Consider the following 19,357-nt stretch of genomic DNA (forward strand, 5'->3'; position numbering starts at 1 on the left):
GGGGCTTTGCTTGAAACAGCGTATCGAGATCGGCATCCTCTACTCGCGGTCGGGAAGCTATCAGCTCGTCTCCGACGCGTGCCGGATGGGCGCGATGCGCGCCATCGCCGACATCAACGCCGACCGCCGCCATGGCATCGAACTGGTGCCTGTCGAGCGCGATCCGCAAAGCAATGCGGATCGCTATGCGACACTGTGCGAGGACATCTTCAAGACCAGCAGCGCGCGCCATGTCGTCGGCTGCGTCACTTCCTGGAGCCGCAAGGAGACGATCCCAGTTCTGGAGAAAGCGGGCGGAATGCTCTGGTACGCCTGCCCCTATGAAGGGTTCGAGGCCAACGAGCATGTGGTCTATATGCATGCTTGCCCAAACCAGCACCTGGTGCCGCTGATGGCACATGTCGTGCCGCGCTTCGGCGCCAACGGCTTCCTACTCGGATCGAACTATATCTGGGGCTGGGAGATGAACCGCGTGGCGCGCGATTTGATCGCCGATGCCGGCGGCAAGGTTCTGGGCGAGCGCTATCTGCGCATCGGCGAGACCGACGTGTCGCGTCTGATTGGGGAAATCCGGGCCACGCGACCGAACTTCATCCTCAACAATCTGATCGGCACATCGTCCTACGCTTTCCTCGCGGCCTATCGCGACCTGGCGGATGAGGATCCCGCCTTCAGCCCCGAAGCCTGCCCCGTCATCTCCTGCAATCTCACCGAGGGCGAGCTGCCGGCGATCGGCGAAACCGGGAAGGGGCATTTGTCGGTCGGGCCATATTTCGCGCCGCGGCCGGCCGCATTCGCCTCGTCCTTCGAGGCCTCCGCCTATGCCTCCGTGCAGGTGATGGCCGACGTGCTCTCGCACGATCCCGACGCCGGTCCGGCGGAATTTTCCAAGGCCTTCGCCGAACGGCGCTTCTCCACCCGGCTCGGGCCGATCGCCATCGACGCCCACTCCCAGCACGCGACGCTGCCGGTGATGATCGGGCGGATCGCGGACGGGTTCTTCGAGGTCGTCAGCCGCGAGGACGAGGTGGCGCCGGATCCATATCTGTCGCGCTACGACCCCGCCAGGACATTCGGCCGTCCGCGCCTGAGGGTGGTGTCGTGACGAGAATCCTACGCATCCCCAATCTTGGCGGCGCGCGGGCCTTCATCCTGCATCGTCCGCATCCGACGGTGCAGGCGATCACCAGGCAATTGTCGGCCATCGGTCTCGACACGGTCGATTGCTGGCCTGAATTGCCGCCCGAAGTGCTGGCGGCCGATTTCGTCTTCTTCGATGCCGATCTCGGTTTCGACGAGCAATTCCCCTGGAAACCGGGCGAAGCACCGATGCCGCTGGTGGCGCTGATCGGCTCCGAGGCGCCGGGCCGCATCGAATGGGCACTGTCGCACAAGGCCGACGCCCAGCTCTTGAAGCCGGTCGGCAATGCCGGCGTCTACAGTGCGCTGCTGATCGCGCGGCAGAGTTTTGAGGCGCGCAAGCACCTGGCGGGCGAGATCGCCTCGCTGCGCCAGCGCGTCGCCGAGCGCCAGACCATCGTGCGCGCGGTGGCTGCGCTATCGAAGGGCGCCGACGACGACCGCGCCTATGGGCAGCTGAGATCGCTGGCGATGAGTTGGCAGATCAGCCTCGAAGAGGCGGCGCGGCGGATCGTGGCGATGACTGAAGAAGAGGGTGGCGATGACCAGTCCCACCGCGCCTGACCTGCCGGCAGCCGGGCGCATGCCAGTCAAGCCGCGCGCCGGCGTTTGGCGGCGGCTGATCAAGCGACCGCTGGCGGTGCTCGGCTTGGTCATCATCGCCATCGTCCTCGCCGGGGCCATCCTGGCGCCGTGGCTGACCGGCTACGATCCGAACGAGCAGATGTTCGACGGGCTGACGCTTGAAGGCGCGCCGCTGCCGCCCGATGCCAAATTCTGGCTGGGCACCGACCTGCTCGGCCGCGATCTGCTGACCCGCATCCTGTTTGGCGCGCGCACTTCGCTGATCATCGGCATCGTCGCCAATGGCGTGGCACTGCTGATCGGTACGCTGGTCGGCGTCACCGCCGGCTATTTCCGTGGTTGGATCGGTAGCGCGCTGATGCGGTTCACCGATTTGATGATGGCGTTTCCGGCACTACTGCTCGCCATCTGTCTGGCGGCGGTGTTCGAGCCGAGCCTGTGGATCGTCGCCATGGTGATCGCGCTGGTCAATTGGGTGCAGACCGCGCGCGTCATTTACACCGAGACCAGCTCGCTCGCCGAGCGCGAGTTCATCGATGCCGAACGCACCATCGGCGCAAGTGCGCCACGCATCCTGTTTCGCCATATCCTGCCGCATCTTTTGCCGACCATCATCGTCTGGGGCACGCTCGGCATCTCGACCACCGTGCTGCTCGAGGCGACGCTCAGCTATCTCGGCATCGGCGTGCAGCCGCCTACGGCGTCGTGGGGCAATATCATCTTCGAGAACCAGACGTACTTCCAGGCCGCACCCTGGCTGGTGTTTTTCCCGGGTGCCGCGATCCTGGCGCTGGCGCTTGCCTTCAACCTGATCGGCGACGCGCTGCGCGACATCCTCGATCCGACGCAAAGGGGCCGGGCATGATCGCCTATCTCGGCCGCCGCATCATCCAGTCGCTGCTGATCCTGCTCGGCGTCTCGCTGATCACCTTTGCACTGCTCTATCTCTTGCCGGCCGATCCGGTGCGGCAGATCGCCGGCCGCAGCGCCACGCCGCAGACGGTCGAGAACATCCGCCAGCAACTCGGTCTCGACCAGCCCTTCGTCGTCCAGTACTGGCACTATCTGGTGAGCCTGCTCAGTGGCGATCTCGGCCGCTCCTACATCCAGCGCTCCGAGGTCGCCGAGCTGATCGTCTCGCGCCTGCCAGCGACGTTGCTTTTGATGGTTGGCGCTATCCTGTGCGAGCTGCTGATCGGCCTGAGCATGGGCCTGATTGCCGCCGTCAAGCGCGGCACCGCCACCGACCAGACGCTGATGGTCGCCTCCTTCGTCGGCGTCTCGGCGCCGCAATTCGTCGTCGGCCTTTTGCTGCTCTATGTTTTTGCCGTGCGACTGAGCTGGTTTCCGATCGGCGGCTACGGCACCTGGCGCCACCTGGTGCTGCCTTCGCTGACCATGGGCATCCTTGGCGCCGGCTGGTACGCGCGCATGATGCGCTCGTCGATGATCGACGTGCTGCGCCAGGACTATGTGCGCACCGCGCGCGCCAAGGGCCTGGCGCGCGGTGCCATCATCTTTCGCCATGCGCTGCCCAACGCCATCCTGCCGGTCATTGCCATGATCGGCATCGACATCGGCATCTTCATGGGCGGCATCGTGGTGGTCGAAAGCGTGTTCGGCTGGCCCGGCATCGGCCAGCTCGCCTGGCAGGCCATCCAGCGCGTCGACATCCCGATCATCATGGGCGTCACGCTGGTGTCTGCCTTCGCCATCGTGCTCGGCAATCTCTTGGCCGACATCGTCGCGCCGTTCATCGACCCGCGCATCAAGCTCAGATGAAAACCAGAAAACAACCAGAGAAAGGGAACCGTCAATGAAGCGATTTTTGGCACCCACAGTAGCGGCATCGGCGCTGGCGCTGATGCTCGGCATGGCAAGCGCACGCGCCGAGGACGCCGTCGATCCGAACGCCAAGCAGGGCGGCGCGATCACCATCACCTACAAGGACGACGTCGCCACGCTCGATCCGGCGATCGGCTATGACTGGCAGAACTGGTCGATGATCAAGAGCCTGTTCGACGGGCTGATGGACTATGAGCCAGGCACCACCAACCTGAAACCCGACCTCGCCGAAAGCTACGAGATCTCGCCCGACGGCAAGACCTTCACCTTCAAGCTGCGCCACGGGGTGAAGTTCCACAATGGCCGCGAGATGACGGCCGACGACGTCAAGTACTCGATTGACCGCGTCACCAATCCGAAGACGCAGAGCCCCGGCGCCGGCTTCTTCGGCTCGATCAAGGGCTATGACGACGTCGCCGCCGGCAAGGCTGAGAGCCTGGCGGGCGTCACCGTCGTCGACCCCTACACGGTCAAGTTCGAGCTGACCCGTCCCGACGCCACCTTCCTGCATGTCATGGCGATCAACTTCTCGCATGTGGTGCCGAAGGAAGAGGTCGAGAAATACGGCGCCGATTTCGGCAAGCACCCGGTCGGTACCGGTGCTTTCAAGCTCGCCGAATGGACGCTCGGCCAGCGCATCGTGTTCGAGCGCAATCCGGATTACTGGCACAAGGGTCTGCCGCATCTCGACAAGATCACCTTCGAGATCGGCCAGGAGCCGATCGTTGCGCTGCTGCGCCTGCAGAAGGGCGAGATCGACGTGCCCGGCGACGGCATCCCGCCGGCCAAGTTCCAGGAGGTGATGGCCGATCCCGAGCAAAAGGCCCGTGTCGTGGTGGGCGGGCAGCTGCACACCGGCTATGTCACCATGAACACCACCATGGCGCCCTTTGACAATGTGAAGGTGCGGCAGGCGGTCAACATGGCGATCAACAAGGAGCGCATCGTCCAGCTGATCAACAACCGCGCCGTGCCGGCCAACCAGCCGCTGCCGCCGTCGATGCCGGGCTACGACAAGGACTTCAAGGGCTATGCCTACGATGTCGCCAAGGCCAAGGCGCTGCTTGCCGAAGCCGGCCATCCCGACGGCTTCGAGACGCAATTGTTCGCGATGAACACCGATCCTAACCCGCGCATCGCCCAGGCGATCCAGCAGGATTTGGCGGCGGTCGGCATCAAGGCCAGCATCCAGTCACTGGCGCAGGCCAACGTCATTGCCGCAGGCGGCGACAAGGCCGGCGCGCCGATGATCTGGTCGGGCGGCATGGCCTGGATCGCCGACTTCCCCGATCCGTCGAACTTCTACGGACCGATCCTCGGCTGCGCGGGCGCCGTGCCCGGCGGCTGGAACTGGTCGTGGTACTGCAACAAGGATCTCGACGCCAAGGCGGCGGAGGCCGACTCCGTAGTCGACCCGGCCAAGGCGGCGGAACGCGACAAGATGTGGAGCTCGATCTACGACAAGATCATGGAGGATGCACCCTGGGCGCCGGTGTTCAACGAGCAGCGCTTCACCATGAAGTCGCCCCGCATGGGCGGCGCCGACAACCTCTATGTCGACCCGGTCCATATCCCGATCAACTACGACAATGTGTACGTAAAAGATGTGCAATAACTGCGACTACACCATCCACGGGCGCCACCACCATTTCGGCTGGGACAATTCCTTTGCCCCGGCCGAGCGGGTGGCGCCCGGCTCGACCATCGAGTTCCAGTGTCTGGACGCCGGGGGCGGCCAACTTCAGGCCGACAGCACGACTGCCGACATCGCCAAGCTCGACTTCGCCAGGGTCAACCCGGTGACCGGGCCGATCTTCGTCGAAGGGGCCGAGCCGGGTGACGCGCTGAAGGTGACGATCGAAATGTTCAAACCGTCCGGCTTCGGCTGGACGGCGAACATCCCCGGCTTCGGCTTGCTCGCCGACGACTTCAAGGAGCCGGCGCTGAACATCTGGACATACGACGCCACCTCGCTCGAGCCGGCGTTGTTCGGCAAAAACGCGCGCGTGCCGCTAAAACCCTTTGCCGGCACCATCGGCAATGCACCGGCCGAGAAGGGCCTTCACTCGGTGGTGCCGCCAAGGCGCGTCGGCGGCAATCTCGACATACGCGACCTCGCCGCCGGCACAACGCTCTATTTGCCGGTGGAGGTGGCGGGCGCGCTGTTCTCGGTCGGCGACACCCATGCTGCGCAAGGTGATGGCGAGGTCTGCGGCACGGCGATCGAAAGCCCGATGGATGTCGTGCTGAAGCTCGACCTGGTGAAGGATGCGCGGCTGAAGACGCCGCGCTTCACCACGCCTGGCCCGGTGACGCGTCATCTCGACGCCAAGGGCTATGAGGTGACGACCGGCATCGGCCCGGACCTGATGACCGGGGCGAAAGAGGCTGTCTCGCAGATGGTTGACCTGCTGGCCAGCCGCTACAAGCTCGACCCGGTCGAGGCCTATATGCTTGCCTCGGTCTGCGGCGATCTTCGCATATCGGAAGTCGTCGACATGCCGAACTGGGTCGTGTCGTTCTACTTCCCGCGCTGCGTATTCGAATGAACGCACGTGCCGCCAATAAACCGGCCGGGGCTGCCGCCCCGGTCGGATCGATCGCAGCCCGGCCGGTGCTGGACATTGCCGGCCTGTGCGTCTCCGTGCGTGGCGAGGACGGCGAGCGGGAGGTGGTGTCCGACCTTTCCTTCAGGCTTCAGCGCGGCGAGACGCTTTGCATTGCCGGCGAGTCCGGCTCCGGCAAATCGATGACGGCGCTGGCGATCATGCAGCTGCTGCCGCAGCCTGCCGGTCGGATCTCATCGGGCGCCATCCGGCTTGGTGAGACCGATCTGGCGGGGCTCAGCGAGCGGCAGATGCAGCGCATTCGCGGCGACCGCATCGCGATGATCTTCCAGGAGCCGATGACTTCGCTCAACCCGGTGCTGTCGATCGGCCGGCAACTGACCGAATCCATCGAGGCGCATACCGGCCTCTCCCAGGCGCAAGCGCAGCGGCGCGCCGTCGAAGCGCTGAAGGCGGTGCGCATCTCCGAAGCCGAAAGCCGGCTAAAGCAGTTTCCGCACGAACTGTCGGGCGGCATGCGCCAGCGCGTGATGATCGCCATGGCGCTGGCGCTGGAACCGGACGTGCTGATCGCCGACGAACCGACGACGGCGCTCGACGTCACCGTGCAAGGCGAGGTGCTGGAACTGCTACGCGATTTGCAGTGCGAGCACGGCACCAGCGTCATCCTGATCACCCACGACATGGGGGTGGTCGCCGAAATGGCGGACCGCGTCATCGTCATGCGGCATGGCCGCATGGTCGAAGAGGGTGCGGCGACCGACATTTTCGCCAGGCCACAGGCCGACTACACGCGCGAACTGCTGGCCGCCGTGCCGCGCATCGGCACCGGTGCCGGCCGTCAGGAATCCAAGGATGCCACCGAAGCGGCAAAGCCGGCTAATGTCGCCGATGTCAATGATTTGCATGTCCGCTTCGACCTGCGTGGCGGCTTCTTCGGCAGGGTCGACCGGCGCGTCCACGCCGTCGAAGGCGTCAGCTTTTCGATCGCGCCGAACGAGACGCTGGCGCTGGTCGGCGAATCCGGCTGCGGCAAGTCCACCACCGCCAAAGCACTGGCCGGGCTGGTGCCTTATAGCGGCGACATCGCCATCGGCGGGCGTAATCTGTCGGGGCTCGGCCGCGACGAGCGCAAAGCGGTGCGCCGCGACGTGCAGATGATTTTTCAGGACCCCTACGCCTCGCTCGATCCGCGCATGCGCGTCGGCGACCTCGTCGCCGAGCCACTGCTGATCCATGGCATCGGGTCGAGAGAAGAACGTAGAGAGCGTGTGGCGGCGTTGTTCGAGCGCGTCGGCCTGTCGGCCGACCAGATGGAGCTCTATCCGCACGAATTTTCCGGCGGTCAGCGCCAGCGCATCTGCATTGCGCGGGCGCTTGCCTTGCGGCCGAAGCTGATCATCGCCGATGAAAGTGTGTCGGCGCTCGACGTCTCGGTGCAGGCGCGTGTGCTCGACCTGTTGAAGGAATTGCAGCGCGAATTCGGCGTCGCCTATCTGTTCATTTCGCATGACATGGCGGTGGTCGAGAACATTTCCGAGCGTGTCGCCGTCATGTATCTCGGCCAGATCGTCGAGATGGGCACCCGCGACCAGGTGTTTTCCAACCCACGCCATCCCTACACGAAGCGCCTGATCGAGGCCGTGCCGGTGCCCGATCCCACGCGGCGAAGGGAGCGCTTCGCGCGCCTCGACCGGGAAATCCCGAGCTCGACGCGACGGATCGGTGAGACTCCGCCGCGTTTGGCTCTAACGGATGTCGGTGGCGGGCATCTCGTGGCCGTCTGAAGTTTTCGTGAACGCGGTCGGGTTGACTCGATCGCCTGATTGCCTAGCTAGCAAAAGGGCGCTGGGGGGCTGCACGCAAATCCGACAGTCGGCATGATATCTTTCCGCATCCGAACGCTTGCCCTTCCAGTTCTCACGGCCGGCATCTTGTCTTCCTGCGTGGTCCCCGACGATACGTCAGGTCTCGCCAAGGTAGACGCGACAACCGCAGCGGCGCGCAAGGAGATGGTCGGTCTCAGCGAGGCCGACGTCCGCATGTGCGCCGGCTTTCCCACCGCTACCGCCGACGCCGGCGGATCGGGCCGGATCTGGACCTATCAGCGTGTCGTGCAGCGTGGCAATCTCAGCGTCGTTGTTCCGACGCTCGCCGTGGGCGCGATCCCCGCAGTCGGCGGGTCGGTCAACGTTGCACCCGGCGGCTATTGCAACACGCAAATTCGCATGGTCGACGGCCGCGTCGCCGAGGTTGCCTATGCGGGCGACAACAATTTGCCGAACAGCCGCGATGCACTCTGCGTCAGCACTGTGGACGCCTGCGTGGCCTATGCGCGCCAACGCCATCAAAAGGCAACGGCCGTCTCCAGATAGGCGAGCCGATATCCAACCCTTTCGGTCAGGCGATTGTGACTTGATTGGCCTCATGAGTTTAGGTCAAACGGTGCCACCGCGATCCCATGTATCGGTATTGGCGCCGGTTCGACGCTCATGCCATGTGGGTGCACGGCCCTCGAGGCCTTTCAGTTGGAGCGCATATGACGGTCCTCACACGTCGCAAACTCTTGAGAACTGCCGCGATTGCCGGCGCTGGTGGCGTCGGGCTCTCTGCCGTGGGCAAATGGGGCAGCTGGGCCGCGGCCACGCCCGAGCCGGTGCTGCTGAAGACGGCCCGGATCCAGGCGAAGCTGATGGATGTCGGCCAGACCAAAAATGTGCTGACCTATGGCGACGCCGGCATGCCGCCGGTGATCAGGATGAAAAAAGGCGAGACCTTCGCCGCCCGGCTGGTCAACGCCATCGACGATCCGACGACGATCCACTGGCATGGCATTCGCGTTCCCAACAAGATGGACGGCGTGCCGTTCCTGGTGCAGCCCTACGTCTATACCGGCGATCATTTCGACTACGCCTTCACGCCGCCCGATGCCGGCACCTTCTGGTATCATCCGCACTGCAACACGCTTGAGCAGATGGGCCACGGACTGACCGGCGTGATCGTCGTGGAGAACCCGAACGATCCGAAATTCGATGCCGAGGTGGTGATCAATCTGCGCGACTGGCGCCTCGGCGACGACGGCCAGTTCATCGACCAATTCCGGCCGCGCGATGCGGCAAGATCCGGCACCTACGGCACGGTGCGCACCGCCAACTGGCTCGACCAGCCGCAATTTGACGCGCCGGCCGGAGGGTTGGTGCGGCTCAGAGCCGCCATCACCGACGTCACGCGTGTCTATGCTTTTCGCGTCGAGGGCGCCGAAGCGACGGTGATCGCGCTTGACGGCAATCCGGTGCCGCAGCGCTTTGCGCCCGATGCCTTGCAGCTCGGACCCGGACAGCGGCTGGAGCTCGCCATTCGCATGCCCGACGATGAAGGGGCAGTCGTCAGCCTGGGAGACGTCAGGGGCACCAAGCCCAAAATCCTGGCGACGCTGCGTGCCGTTGGAACTTCTCTCAAACGCGACCTTCGCGACCTTGCACCGCTGGAGATCAATCCGGTCCAGCAAGTCGATCTCGCCGCTGCCGAGCACATTTCATTGTCGCTCAGTGCTACGGCGGAAAACGTGCCGAGCGACGGCATCTGCGGCTCGCTCGGCTACAGTTTCTGGGCGATCAACAAGGTGCCGTGGCCAGGCGATACGTCCGATCCGACCGCGCCGCTGGCCGAATTGAAGCTCGGCAAAAGCTATGTCATCGACATGGAAAACCTGACGCCGCAATCGCATCCGATCCATCTGCACGGCATGAGCTTCAAGGTGCTGTCGTCCTCGACGCGCCCGGTGCAGCCGATGATCTCCGACACCTATCTCATCCAGCCCAACGAGAAGGTTCAGCTCGGCTTCGTCGCCGACAACCAAGGCGACTGGCTACTGCACTGCCACATCATCGAGCACCAGAAATCGGGAATGACGAGCTATGTCCGGGTGGCCTGAGGACGCCTGGTCCGATACGCCGGAATTAGCATTGACACGGCCAGGGCCACGATATCTGGGCTGCGTTAAAGGGCGCGCGATTTCGGGCAGCTTAAGGCGCACTCTCTGGCGCTCAGCGAAGGCCAGGGCGAAGGATCCCGGCTCGAATGAGTAGGTGCGTTCCTCTTCGTCCTCGATTACCCGCACAAAGCATTGGCTGTCCGTCTCAACCATCTCAACGCGGGTTCCCAAAAGACCGCCATAGCTATCCAGATAAGCACGCACATCGCTTGGTGAATAAGGCATCACTTTCTCCCACATGGCGAAACATGTGACCGTGCCAATAATACCTGCGCGCAGCAATAAACTATGACATACCTCACACGGCGTTCAGACGTTCTGCAGCGAGGGGCGCGAGATTGGCGTGCACGAACCATGCACTTGATCGAACCCGTACCGGTGCCCGATCTCGCCAGGCGCCGGGAGCGCTTCGTCCGCCGCGATCGGGACATTCCGTACTCGACCAGAAGGGTCGGCGACGCGACAGCGAGACTGGTGCTCAGGGATTTCGGCGGCAGACATCTTGCCGCCATCTGAAATTCGAGCCGATCGATGGTCGTGGGTTCATTTCGGTGATTGATCCGATGGTGGAGCTGAGGAGGATCGAACTCCTGACCTCGTCATTGCGAACGACGCGCTCTCCCAGCTGAGCTACAGCCCCGTCCAACGGATGGCGCATTTATCGAAGGCAGCGGTTTCCTGTCAAGGCGGCGTTTTGCGCAAATGACCTCGTTTCAGACTTTGGTTCGGCATGTGGCGGAAGCCGGCTCTTGCCGGTTCGGCGTGCAATGGCTACATGTCGGCAACAATTGGAGACCGGCATGATCGCCCTTATTCAAACCATCGTCATGGCGCTTGACATCTACTGGTGGATCATCATCGCCTCGGCGATCTTTTCCTGGCTCTACGCCTTCAACGTCGTCAACTCGCGCAACCAGTTCGTCGGCACCATCGGCAACACGCTCTATCGGCTGACCGAGCCGGCGCTGCGGCCGATCCGCCGGTTCATCCCGGATCTCGGCGGCATCGACATCTCGCCGATCATTCTGCTGTTGCTCATTTTCTTCCTCCGCCAGTTCCTGCTCACCACCGTACTGTCGTTGGTCGTCTGAGCCAGCCATTCGATGGCTACGCCGTTTCGCCTGCGTGACGACGGCGTAGACCTGTTCGTCCGGCTGACGCCAAAGGCGGCGCTGGACAGGCTCGAAGGTATCGAGACAGCTGCCGACGGGCGCAGCCATTTGAAGGCTCGCGTGCGCGCCGTGCCGGAGAATGGTGCCGCCAATGCGGCACTTGAGAAGCTGCTCGCCAAGGCGCTGGGCGTGCCGGCGTCGGCTGTGTCGGTGGTTGCCGGCGGCGCGGCGCGGCTGAAGACGCTGCGAGTCCTTGGCGATCCTGCGGTGCTTGCGAGAAGCATCGAGGCGTTGGATGGCCACTAGTCGCGTCGGATCGCGCTGCCCCTCATTGCCCTGCCAGGCATTTCTCCCCGTATAGTGACGGGGAGAAAGACGCCGTCACAGATGGTTTCGCCAACTACCAGCGTTGCAGAATGGACGCCAAGGTCGCGGTCAGCGGGCTTCTCCCCGTTCACGGGGAGAAGGTGCCGGCAGGTGGATGAGGGGCAGCGCCGACGTTCCTGGATTGGCGCATTTTGCGGCGAAACAAACTCATTTGGCCCCCCATAGAAGCGGGGAACAAAAGGTCTCTCAATCGCCCAGCGGCAAACGCGGGTCATCGACCTTCAGCGTGTTGACGCTCTGCTTGATGCGGCGCAGGTTTTCCAGGACTTTCGGTCCGCGCGTTTCGGCAACCGACGTGGCGATCATGTCGACGATCGCCATCAGCGCGTAGCGCGAGGATGTCGGCTTGTAGATGTTGCCGTCCTCGAGCGGCTGGAAATGGATCACCGTGTCGGCTGCCTTGGACAGCGCCGAATCCGGTGCGGTGATGGCGACGGTGACGGCGCCATATTGCTGCGCGACCTGCACGGCCTCGATGACCGAACGCGCGTAGCCCGACACCGAGAAGGCAACCACAGTCGTCTCGGGCGTGGCGACCGCCGCGTACATGCGCTGCAGCTGGCCGTCGACCTGCGCCAGTGCCGACAGGCCGAGCCGGAACAACCGGTTCTGCATCTCGGTCGCCATCATCGAGGAAATGCCGCCGGAACCGATGCACAGCACATTGCCCGAACTGGCGATGCGCGCTGCGACGCCGACCAGCGCCTTCATGTCGAGGTTCTCGCTGGCGCGCTGCATGGCCGATATCGCCGCCTCGGTGATGGCCGAGGCGATGCGCTGCTCGCGAACGTCGCGGTTCAGCGGTTCCGGCGACAAATACTGGGCGCCAATGGCGATGGCCTGCGCCAGATAGAATTTGAAGTCGCGCAAGCCTTCGCAGCCGAGGTTGCGGCAGAAGCGGGTTACCGTCGGCTCGCTGACGCCGACGCGCGCGGCGATCTCCGAAATCGCCGCCTTGGAGGCGAAGTCGAGATCGGAGAGCACGAGGCCGGCCAGCCGGCGGTCCGACTTGGTGCCGTCCTGCGACATCAGCTGCAGCCGCGTGATGATGTCGGCCGGCGTCTTCATATCGGAGTTCTCACAGGGGCAGGCCCGTCGTCTTGTCGAACAGATGGATGTTGGCGGGATCGACTGAGACCGGCAAGCGGTCGCCGGGCCGGATCTGCAGCCGGTCGCGGAACACGGCCCGCACCGTGTCGGGACCTATCGCGCCGTAGACATGGGTTTCGGCGCCGGTCGGCTCAACCACGTCGACATCGATGGCCATCGCATCGTCGGCGCCGCCGACGACGAAATGTTCGGGGCGGATGCCGGCTTCCACAGTGCTGCCCGCCGGCACGGCCTTGCCGGCCAGCGCCAGGCGGCCGCCACCTGATGTCTCGAACCAGGCCTTTGTCGCAGACCCCTTGAGGGCGCCGGAAACAAAGCTCATCGAGGGCGAACCGATGAAGCTGGCGACGAATTTGTTGGCCGGTCGGTCATAGAGTTCCAGCGGCGCCCCGACCTGCTGGATCCGGCCGAGATTCATCACCACGATACGGTCGGCCATGGTCATGGCCTCGATCTGGTCGTGGGTGACGTAGACGATCGTCGATTTCAGCCGCTGGTGCAGCGCCTTGATCTCGGTGCGCATCTGCACGCGCAATTGCGCGTCGAGGTTGGACAAGGGCTCGTCGAACAAGAACACCGAAGGCTCGCGCACGATGGCGCGGCCCATGGCGACGCGCTGGCGCTGGCCGCCCGACAATTCTCGGGGGTAACGGTCGAGATAGGAGAACAGGTTGAGGATGCCGGACGCCTTCTTGACCTTGTCGTCGATCGCCGCGCGGGTCTCGCCGCGGATTTTTGGGCCGAAGCCGATATTGTCCGACGCCTTCAGATGCGGGAACAGCGCGTAGGACTGGAAGACCATGGCGATGTTGCGCTGCTGCGGCGGCAAGTCGTTGGCGCGCAGGCCGCCGATGATGAGATCGCCGGACGTGATTGGCTCCAGCCCGGCCAGCATGCGCAGCAAGGTCGACTTGCCGCAGCCGGAAGGGCCGACCAGGACGACGAACTCGCCGCTGTTGATCTCGAGGTTGATGTCCTCGAGGATCTTGTGGTGCCCGAACGATTTCGACAGGTTGCGAAACTGGACATCGGTCATGGTCACGCTCCCAAAATGTCGTCGATGAAGGGCAGGCAGCCGGCGGTCAGCCCGGCGTCCACCGGCATCACCACGCCTGTTACGCCCGATGCGCGGTCGGAGGCAAGGAAGGCCACGGCTTCAGCCACTTCAGAGGCGTTGACGATGCGGCCGAGCGGATAGAGCCGCTGCAGTCTGCCGAGGATTTCCGGGTCCTTGGCCAGGCGATGATCCCAGGCCGCGGTGCGGATCGATCCCGGGCAGACGACATTGGCGCGTATGCCGCTGCGGCCGAGTTCGACCGCGATCGACTTTGCATAGGCGTTGATGCCGGCCTTGGCCGCGGCATAGGCCGGATTGCCGAAATGCGCGATGGCATTGACCGAGGAGATGAAGACGACGTTGCCCGAGCCGCGCCGGGCCATCGCCTTGACCAGCGGGTCGGCGAACATCATCACGCCGGTCAGGTTGAGGTCTAGCTCGTGTTCGATCTTGTCCGGGGTCAACGCCGGCAGCGTCTCGGCGCGCGTCCAGCCGGCATTGTTGATGAGGATGTCGGGAATGCCGTCCTTGTCGAGGATCGCAGCGATCGCGGCTTCCAGCGAGACCCGGTCGAGAAGGTCGAAGACGTGGCGCGAGGCGAGGTGCGGGCTGGCCAAGGCCTCGTCCGACCGATCGCAGCCGACGACCCGCGCGCCGCGCTCGTTGAGCAGCGCCACCATCGCCGAGCCGAGGCCGCCGCCGGCGCCCGTCACCACGACCGTCTTGCCTTCGAACTCGGTTCTCGAAACCACCGCGCGCGCTCCTCCCTGATCCCGGTTGGGGCTGTGAGGCTATTCGCCGAAATGTAATTTAGCAACAGATTAATCTGCTTGCGAAGCGCAGAATGATGGATAATGTAGGAAAGTCACATAAACCTATGCTGCCTCACAGCATGGAGCGCGCAGGCGCACTTCAAAGGGAAAGAGCAGATGAGTCTGAGGAAATGGACTGTCGGCCTGATGGCCGGAATGAGCATGCTGGCGCTTGGCGCGCAGGCAGATGCCGGTGAGGTGCGCGTCACCGTTGCCGAATACAGCGCCAAGACCGGCCCCTATTTCGAAAGCGTCAAGAAGGATTTCGAGGCGGCCAACCCGGGCATCACCGTCAAGTTCGAGATCGTGCCATGGGAAGTTCTCTTGCAGAAGCTGACCACCGACATCACCGCCGGCACCAATGCCGACCTGTCGATCATCGGAACGCGCTGGTTGATCGATTTCGTCCAGCAGGATGTCGCCGAACCGCTCGACAGCTACATCACGCCCGACTTCAAGGGCCGCTTCATCGACACTTTCCTGTCGCCGTCGATCATGGAGGGCAAAACCTACGGCCTGCCGATCGCGGCTTCGGCGCGCGCCCTGTATTACAACAAGGAATTGTTCGAGAAGGCCGGCATCGCCCAGCCGCCGGCGACCTGGACCGAACTGCAGGAGGACGCCCGCAAGATCAAGGCGCTCGGCTCCGGCACGTTCGGCTTCGGCCTGCAAGGCAAGGAGATCGAGACCGACGTTTACTACTACTATGCGATGTGGTCCCAGGGCACGGAGATCCTCAACAAGGACGGCACCTCGGGCCTGAGCACACCGGGCGCGCTCGAAGCCGCCAAGCTCTACAAGTCGATGATCGACGAAGGCCTGACCGAGCCTGGCGTCACCTCGAACAACCGCGAGGACGTGCAGAACCTGTTCAAGCAGGGCAAGGTCGGCATGATGATCACCGCGCCCTTCCTGTCCAACCAGGTCAAGGACGAGGCGCCGAACCTGAAATATGGCGTGGCGGCGATTCCCGCCGGGCCGACCGGCGCGCGCGGCACCTATGGCGTCACCGATTCCATCATCATGTTCAAGAACTCCAAGAACAAGGATGAGGCCTGGAAGCTGCTCGACTTCCTGTTCACCACGGAGCAGCGCGCCAAGTTCACGCAAGGCGAAGGCTTCCTGCCGGTGAACAAGGAAGAAGCGAAAATGGACTACTACGTCAACAATGCCGACCTTGCGGCGTTCACGGCGCTGCTGCCCGACGCCCGCTTCGCGCCGGTCATCCCAGGCTGGGAGGAGATCGCCCAAATCACTTCGGATGCCATGCAGAAGATCTATCTCGGCAGCGCGGAGCCGGAGGCTGCCTTGAAGGAGGCAGCGGACAAGGCCAATGCGGTGCTGAAGAAATAGGGCGTTCACTCCCGACGCCCGTGGCGCGCCCTACCCGTCGGGGCGCGCCACCCCCCGACGCCCTCAGGTCAGCCGATGCAAAATCGCTTCTTGCCCTATCTCCTGACCTTGCCCAGCCTGTTCCTGGCGGCCGTCGTCATCTTCTGGCCGGTCTGGGACCTGATCCAGATCTCGACCCACGATGTCAGCCGCTTCGGCCAGTTGCGCGACTTCAGCGGCCTGACCAATTTCTGGGCGCTCACTGCCGATCCCGACTTCGTTGCCGCGCTCTGGCGCACAGGTGTGTGGACGGTGCTGGTCGTCGGTGGCGCGCTGCTGTTGTCCATCCCGGTGGCGATCATCCTCAACACCGACTTTTATGGTCGAGGCATCGCCCGCGTCATCATCATGCTGCCCTGGGCGGTGTCGCTGACCATGACGGCGGTGGTCTGGCGCTGGGCGCTCAATGGCGAAAGCGGCATGCTCAATTCGGCGCTGATCGGGCTCGGCCTGATCGACCAGAACATCCAGTGGCTGGCGAGCGCCGAGACGGCGTTCCCGATGCAGGTGCTGATCGGCATATTGGTGACGGTGCCGTTCACGACGACGATCTTCCTCGGCGGCCTGTCGTCGATCCCCGACGACCTCTACGAGGCCGCCGCACTCGAAGGCGCGACACCGCTGCAGCTGTTCCGCGAGATCACCTTTCCGCTCTTAAAACCGTTCATCAACATCGCCATCGTGCTCAACACCATCTACGTCTTCAATTCCTTCCCGATCATCTGGGTGATGACGCAGGGCGGACCGGCCAACTCGACCGACATATTGGTCACCCACCTCTACAAGCTCGCCTTCCGCATCGCAAACTCGGCGAGGCGTCAGCCGTGTCGCTGGTGATGTTCGCCATATTGCTCGTCTTCACCATGATCTATGTGCGGCTGGCGATGCGGGAGCAACGCGCATGAGGAACGGCAAGCTGAAGCGTTCGATCATCGCATGGCTGCTGCTTTCGCCGCTGATCGTGGTGACGATCTTTCCCTTCGCGGTGATGTTTTTGACCGCGGTCAAGCCGCGACAGGAGGTGCTGTCGCCGACCTGGTGGCCGAGCGAATTCCGCTGGTCGAATTTTGCCGACATGTGGGTGGCGACCGGTTTCGGCCAGGCGCTGGCCAATTCGCTCTATGTCTCGGTGATCGCCACCGTCGGCGCCATATTGATCTCGGTGCCGGCGGCCTATGCGATGTCGCGCTTTCGTTTTGCCGGCTACGGTGCCTTCCGCCAGTTCCTGCTGGTGTCGCAGATGATCTCGCCGATCGTGCTGGTGCTTGGCCTGTTCCGGCTGATGGCCGCCTGGGGCCTGGTCGAATCAACCACCGCGCTCGGCTTCATCTACATGGCCTTCAACGTAGCCTTCACCGTGTGGATGCTGCAGAGCTATTTCGACACCATCCCGCGCGATCTCGAAGAGGCCGCATGGATGGAGGGAGCCGGCCGCTGGCTGACGCTGCGCAAGGTGTTCCTGCCGCTCTGCCTGCCGGCGATCGCGGTGACGGCCATCTTCACCTTCATCAATGCCTGGAACGAGTTCGTCGTCGCGCTCACCATGCTGCGCAGCCAGGAAAGCTACACGCTGCCGATCCAGGTCTTCTCGCTGGTCGCCGGCCGCTACACGATCGAATGGCACCATGTCATGGCCGCCACGCTGCTCGCCACCCTGCCGGTGGCGATCCTGTTCATCTGGCTGCAGCGCTACCTCGTCCGGGGCCTGGCGCTCGGGGCCGTCAAATAGCCTTCACTTTCCACGGAGCTTTCATGCGCATCTTCACCGCCTCGCTGGCGACGGAAACCAACACTTTCTCGCCGGTGCCGACCGACCGGGCCTCGTTCGAGATGGCCTTCTATGCCGGGCCAGGCAAGCACCCGGAAACGCCGACTTTGTGCTCGTCGCCGATCGTCGCCTTGCGGCGGCGTGCGGCCAGCGAAGGGCTGACCGTGATCGAAGGCACCGCCACATGGGCGGAGCCCGGCGGCCTGGTGCAGCGGCAGACTTTCGAGGCGCTGCGCGACGAGATCCTCGATCAGCTGAAGGCGGCGCTGCCGGTCGATGCGGTGATCCTCGGCCTGCATGGCGCGATGGTGGCGCAAGGCTATGACGACTGCGAAGGCGACCTGCTCGAACGCGTGCGTGCAATCGTCGGTCCGCAGGTGGTGATTGCCTCGGAGTTCGACCCGCACAGCCATCTGACGCCGAAGCGCGTGGCGGCGTCGGATATCATGGCCTACTTCCTCGAGTTCCCGCACACCGACTTCTACGAGCGTGGCGAACATGTCGTCGAACTAGGGCTGGCCGCGGCGCGCGGCGAGATCAAGCCTTTGATCTCGACCTTCGACTGCCGCATGATCCAGGTGCTGCCGACCAGCCGCGAGCCGATGCGTTCCTTCGTCGACCGCATCAAGGCGCTGCATGGCAAGGACGGCGTGCTGTCGGCCTCCGTCATCCACGGCTTCATGGCCGCCGACGTTCCGGAAATGGGCACGCGCATCCTGGTCGTCACCGACAATGACAAGGCCAAGGGCGATGCGCTGGCGGAAAGCCTGGGACGCGAGCTCTATGCGATGCGCGAAAAGACGGCAATGACGATGCTGAGTGCTTCCGACGGCATCGAGCGGGCGCTGGCCGTGCGGAAGGAAAACACGAACAAGCCAGTGGTCATCGCCGACATCTGGGACAATCCTGGCGGCGGCGTCGCCGGCGACGGCACCATCGTGCTGCGCGCCATGCTGGAGCGTGGCGTCAGCAATGTCGGCGTGGCGACGATCTGGGATCCGATCGCGGTGACGTTCTGTCAAGCCGCGGGCGAGGGCGCCGTCATCGATCTGCGTTTTGGTGGCAAGGCCGGCCCGCTGGCGGGCGAGCCGATCGACGCGCGGGTGCGCGTGCTGAGAGCGGTCACGGAAGGGTGGCAGAGTTTTGGGCCGAGCCGGGTGACGCTCGGATCGACAGCGCTGGTCCGCATCGAAGGCACCGAAGTCGATATCATCCTCAATACCAACCGCACACAGACCTTCGAACCCGATATTTTCTCCAATCTCGGCGTCAATCCACTCAGCAAGGACCTGTTATTGGTGAAATCGACCAATCACTTCTACGCCGGCTTCGCCCCGATCGCCGCCGAGATCATCTACGTCTCGGCGCCGAGTTCGTATCCCAGCAATCCGGCGGTCACCAACTACACGAAGCTGACGCGGCCGGTGTGGCCGCGGGTGGCTGATCCGTGGAAGGGGGCGGCCGGCGAGGCTGCCGATCTCCCCCCTCGTGGGGGAGATGCCCGGTAGGGCAGAGGGGGCGCGAAGGATCGCCAACCCTTCATCACCCTGCGAACCGGCGATAGCAAGCCCGTCGGCGCAAAAAGCCA

The 19,357-nt window shown here is 63.9% G+C and carries 18 protein-coding genes, 1 tRNA gene and 1 pseudogene; 16 read left to right on the forward strand and 4 right to left on the reverse strand.

All coding sequences use genetic code 11. From position 1 onward, the window contains the following. The first annotated feature begins 10 nt into the window (after positions 1 to 10). From AC04SI_RS05750 to AC04SI_RS05795, 10 genes are all read left to right on the forward strand, one after another. Positions 11 to 1,105, forward strand: coding sequence for a transporter substrate-binding protein (locus AC04SI_RS05750; RefSeq protein WP_404278592.1), 1,095 nt, complete (start codon positions 11 to 13; stop codon positions 1,103 to 1,105). Further along, positions 1,102 to 1,704, forward strand: a complete 603-nt coding sequence (locus AC04SI_RS05755) for an ANTAR domain-containing response regulator (RefSeq protein WP_404278594.1) — start codon at positions 1,102 to 1,104, stop codon at positions 1,702 to 1,704. Before AC04SI_RS05750 ends, AC04SI_RS05755 begins: the two co-directional genes overlap by 4 nt. 19 nt (positions 1,705 to 1,723) lie before the next feature. After that, entirely contained in the window at positions 1,724 to 2,590 is an 867-nt protein-coding gene (locus tag AC04SI_RS05760) for an ABC transporter permease (RefSeq protein ID WP_404278773.1), read from the forward strand. Beyond that, complete coding sequence (locus tag AC04SI_RS05765) at positions 2,587 to 3,507, forward strand: ABC transporter permease (RefSeq protein ID WP_404278596.1); 921 nt, start codon at positions 2,587 to 2,589, stop codon at positions 3,505 to 3,507. Before AC04SI_RS05760 ends, AC04SI_RS05765 begins: the two co-directional genes overlap by 4 nt. Before the next feature lie 34 nt (positions 3,508 to 3,541). After that, positions 3,542 to 5,185: an ABC transporter substrate-binding protein gene (locus AC04SI_RS05770; RefSeq protein WP_404278598.1), complete on the forward strand. Its 1,644-nt coding sequence runs from the start codon at positions 3,542 to 3,544 to the stop codon at positions 5,183 to 5,185. Further along, positions 5,175 to 6,119, forward strand: a complete 945-nt coding sequence (locus tag AC04SI_RS05775) for an acetamidase/formamidase family protein (protein ID WP_404278601.1) — start codon at positions 5,175 to 5,177, stop codon at positions 6,117 to 6,119. The genes AC04SI_RS05770 and AC04SI_RS05775 overlap by 11 nt, the downstream gene beginning before the upstream one ends. After that, positions 6,116 to 7,924, forward strand: a complete 1,809-nt coding sequence (locus AC04SI_RS05780; protein WP_404278603.1) for an ABC transporter ATP-binding protein — start codon at positions 6,116 to 6,118, stop codon at positions 7,922 to 7,924. Before AC04SI_RS05775 ends, AC04SI_RS05780 begins: the two co-directional genes overlap by 4 nt. 147 nt (positions 7,925 to 8,071) lie before the next feature. Next, a complete protein-coding gene (locus AC04SI_RS05785; RefSeq protein ID WP_488474001.1) occupies positions 8,072 to 8,512 on the forward strand; it encodes a hypothetical protein in 441 nt (146 codons plus the stop codon). A 164-nt stretch (positions 8,513 to 8,676) separates the two neighbouring features. Beyond that, a complete protein-coding gene (locus AC04SI_RS05790) occupies positions 8,677 to 10,071 on the forward strand; it encodes a multicopper oxidase family protein (protein ID WP_404278607.1) in 1,395 nt (464 codons plus the stop codon). Positions 10,072 to 10,491: 420 nt separating this feature from the next. Beyond that, entirely contained in the window at positions 10,492 to 10,647 is a 156-nt protein-coding gene (locus tag AC04SI_RS05795) for a hypothetical protein (RefSeq protein WP_404278610.1), read from the forward strand. Between the two features lie 48 nt (positions 10,648 to 10,695). On the opposite strand, the gene AC04SI_RS05800 is transcribed toward AC04SI_RS05795, so the two are convergent. Then, positions 10,696 to 10,771, reverse strand: a tRNA-Ala gene (locus AC04SI_RS05800). Between the two features lie 160 nt (positions 10,772 to 10,931). Between AC04SI_RS05800 and AC04SI_RS05805 the strand changes: the two genes are divergently transcribed. Together AC04SI_RS05805 and AC04SI_RS05810 are read left to right on the forward strand one after the other, a co-directional pair. After that, the gene (locus AC04SI_RS05805; RefSeq protein ID WP_006201184.1) at positions 10,932 to 11,222 is read left to right on the forward strand and encodes a YggT family protein; all 291 of its coding nucleotides are present in this window, start codon (positions 10,932 to 10,934) and stop codon (positions 11,220 to 11,222) included. 12 nt (positions 11,223 to 11,234) lie between these two features. Beyond that, positions 11,235 to 11,549: a DUF167 family protein gene (locus AC04SI_RS05810; protein WP_488474002.1), complete on the forward strand. Its 315-nt coding sequence runs from the start codon at positions 11,235 to 11,237 to the stop codon at positions 11,547 to 11,549. Between the two features lie 267 nt (positions 11,550 to 11,816). On the opposite strand, the gene AC04SI_RS05815 is transcribed toward AC04SI_RS05810, so the two are convergent. From AC04SI_RS05815 to AC04SI_RS05825, 3 genes are read right to left on the reverse strand one after another with little or no spacing between them, the layout of a single operon-like run. After that, positions 11,817 to 12,698, reverse strand: a complete 882-nt coding sequence (locus tag AC04SI_RS05815) for a MurR/RpiR family transcriptional regulator (protein ID WP_404278614.1) — start codon at positions 12,696 to 12,698, stop codon at positions 11,817 to 11,819. 10 nt (positions 12,699 to 12,708) lie between these two features. After that, the gene (locus tag AC04SI_RS05820) at positions 12,709 to 13,776 is read right to left on the reverse strand and encodes an ABC transporter ATP-binding protein (protein WP_404278616.1); all 1,068 of its coding nucleotides are present in this window, start codon (positions 13,774 to 13,776) and stop codon (positions 12,709 to 12,711) included. 2 nt (positions 13,777 to 13,778) lie between these two features. Then, positions 13,779 to 14,477 (reverse strand): SDR family NAD(P)-dependent oxidoreductase, encoded by a 699-nt coding sequence (locus tag AC04SI_RS05825; RefSeq protein WP_404278775.1) that lies wholly within the window; start codon positions 14,475 to 14,477, stop codon positions 13,779 to 13,781. A 249-nt stretch (positions 14,478 to 14,726) separates the two neighbouring features. Here AC04SI_RS05825 and AC04SI_RS05830 point away from each other — a divergent pair, with 249 nt between their 5' ends. From AC04SI_RS05830 to AC04SI_RS05845, 4 genes and pseudogenes are all read left to right on the forward strand, one after another. Then, positions 14,727 to 15,962, forward strand: a complete 1,236-nt coding sequence (locus tag AC04SI_RS05830) for an ABC transporter substrate-binding protein (RefSeq protein ID WP_404278618.1) — start codon at positions 14,727 to 14,729, stop codon at positions 15,960 to 15,962. Between the two features lie 75 nt (positions 15,963 to 16,037). Beyond that, positions 16,038 to 16,906 (forward strand): annotated as a pseudogene (locus AC04SI_RS05835) (carbohydrate ABC transporter permease). After that, positions 16,903 to 17,730, forward strand: coding sequence for a carbohydrate ABC transporter permease (locus AC04SI_RS05840; RefSeq protein ID WP_192181918.1), 828 nt, complete (start codon positions 16,903 to 16,905; stop codon positions 17,728 to 17,730). The pseudogene AC04SI_RS05835 and the gene AC04SI_RS05840 overlap by 4 nt, the downstream one beginning before the upstream one ends. 23 nt (positions 17,731 to 17,753) lie before the next feature. Continuing rightward, positions 17,754 to 19,277 carry a M81 family metallopeptidase gene (locus tag AC04SI_RS05845; protein ID WP_404278623.1) on the forward strand — a complete coding sequence of 508 codons (1,524 nt, stop codon included), beginning with the start codon at positions 17,754 to 17,756 and terminating at the stop codon, positions 19,275 to 19,277. The last annotated feature ends 80 nt before the right edge of the window (positions 19,278 to 19,357 follow it).

The sequence above is a fragment of the Mesorhizobium sp. CNPSo 4689 genome, assembly GCF_057784325.1.

Excerpts from the sequence above, each read along its gene's own strand:
- AC04SI_RS05760 (WP_404278773.1), top strand. The coding sequence starts at position 1,724 with ATGCCAGTCAAGCCGCGCGCCGGCGTTTGGCGGCGGCTGATCAAGCGA.
- AC04SI_RS05765 (WP_404278596.1), top strand. The coding sequence starts at position 2,587 with ATGATCGCCTATCTCGGCCGCCGCATCATCCAGTCGCTGCTGATCCTG.
- AC04SI_RS05770 (WP_404278598.1), top strand. The coding sequence starts at position 3,542 with ATGAAGCGATTTTTGGCACCCACAGTAGCGGCATCGGCGCTGGCGCTG.
- AC04SI_RS05775 (WP_404278601.1), top strand. The coding sequence starts at position 5,175 with ATGTGCAATAACTGCGACTACACCATCCACGGGCGCCACCACCATTTC.
- AC04SI_RS05780 (WP_404278603.1), top strand. The coding sequence starts at position 6,116 with ATGAACGCACGTGCCGCCAATAAACCGGCCGGGGCTGCCGCCCCGGTC.
- AC04SI_RS05790 (WP_404278607.1), top strand. The coding sequence starts at position 8,677 with ATGACGGTCCTCACACGTCGCAAACTCTTGAGAACTGCCGCGATTGCC.
- AC04SI_RS05805 (WP_006201184.1), top strand. The coding sequence starts at position 10,932 with ATGATCGCCCTTATTCAAACCATCGTCATGGCGCTTGACATCTACTGG.
- AC04SI_RS05810 (WP_488474002.1), top strand. The coding sequence starts at position 11,235 with ATGGCTACGCCGTTTCGCCTGCGTGACGACGGCGTAGACCTGTTCGTC.
- AC04SI_RS05815 (WP_404278614.1), bottom strand. The coding sequence starts at position 12,698 with ATGAAGACGCCGGCCGACATCATCACGCGGCTGCAGCTGATGTCGCAG.
- AC04SI_RS05820 (WP_404278616.1), bottom strand. The coding sequence starts at position 13,776 with ATGACCGATGTCCAGTTTCGCAACCTGTCGAAATCGTTCGGGCACCAC.
- AC04SI_RS05825 (WP_404278775.1), bottom strand. The coding sequence starts at position 14,477 with ATGGTGGCGCTGCTCAACGAGCGCGGCGCGCGGGTCGTCGGCTGCGAT.
- AC04SI_RS05830 (WP_404278618.1), top strand. The coding sequence starts at position 14,727 with ATGAGTCTGAGGAAATGGACTGTCGGCCTGATGGCCGGAATGAGCATG.
- AC04SI_RS05840 (WP_192181918.1), top strand. The coding sequence starts at position 16,903 with ATGAGGAACGGCAAGCTGAAGCGTTCGATCATCGCATGGCTGCTGCTT.
- AC04SI_RS05845 (WP_404278623.1), top strand. The coding sequence starts at position 17,754 with ATGCGCATCTTCACCGCCTCGCTGGCGACGGAAACCAACACTTTCTCG.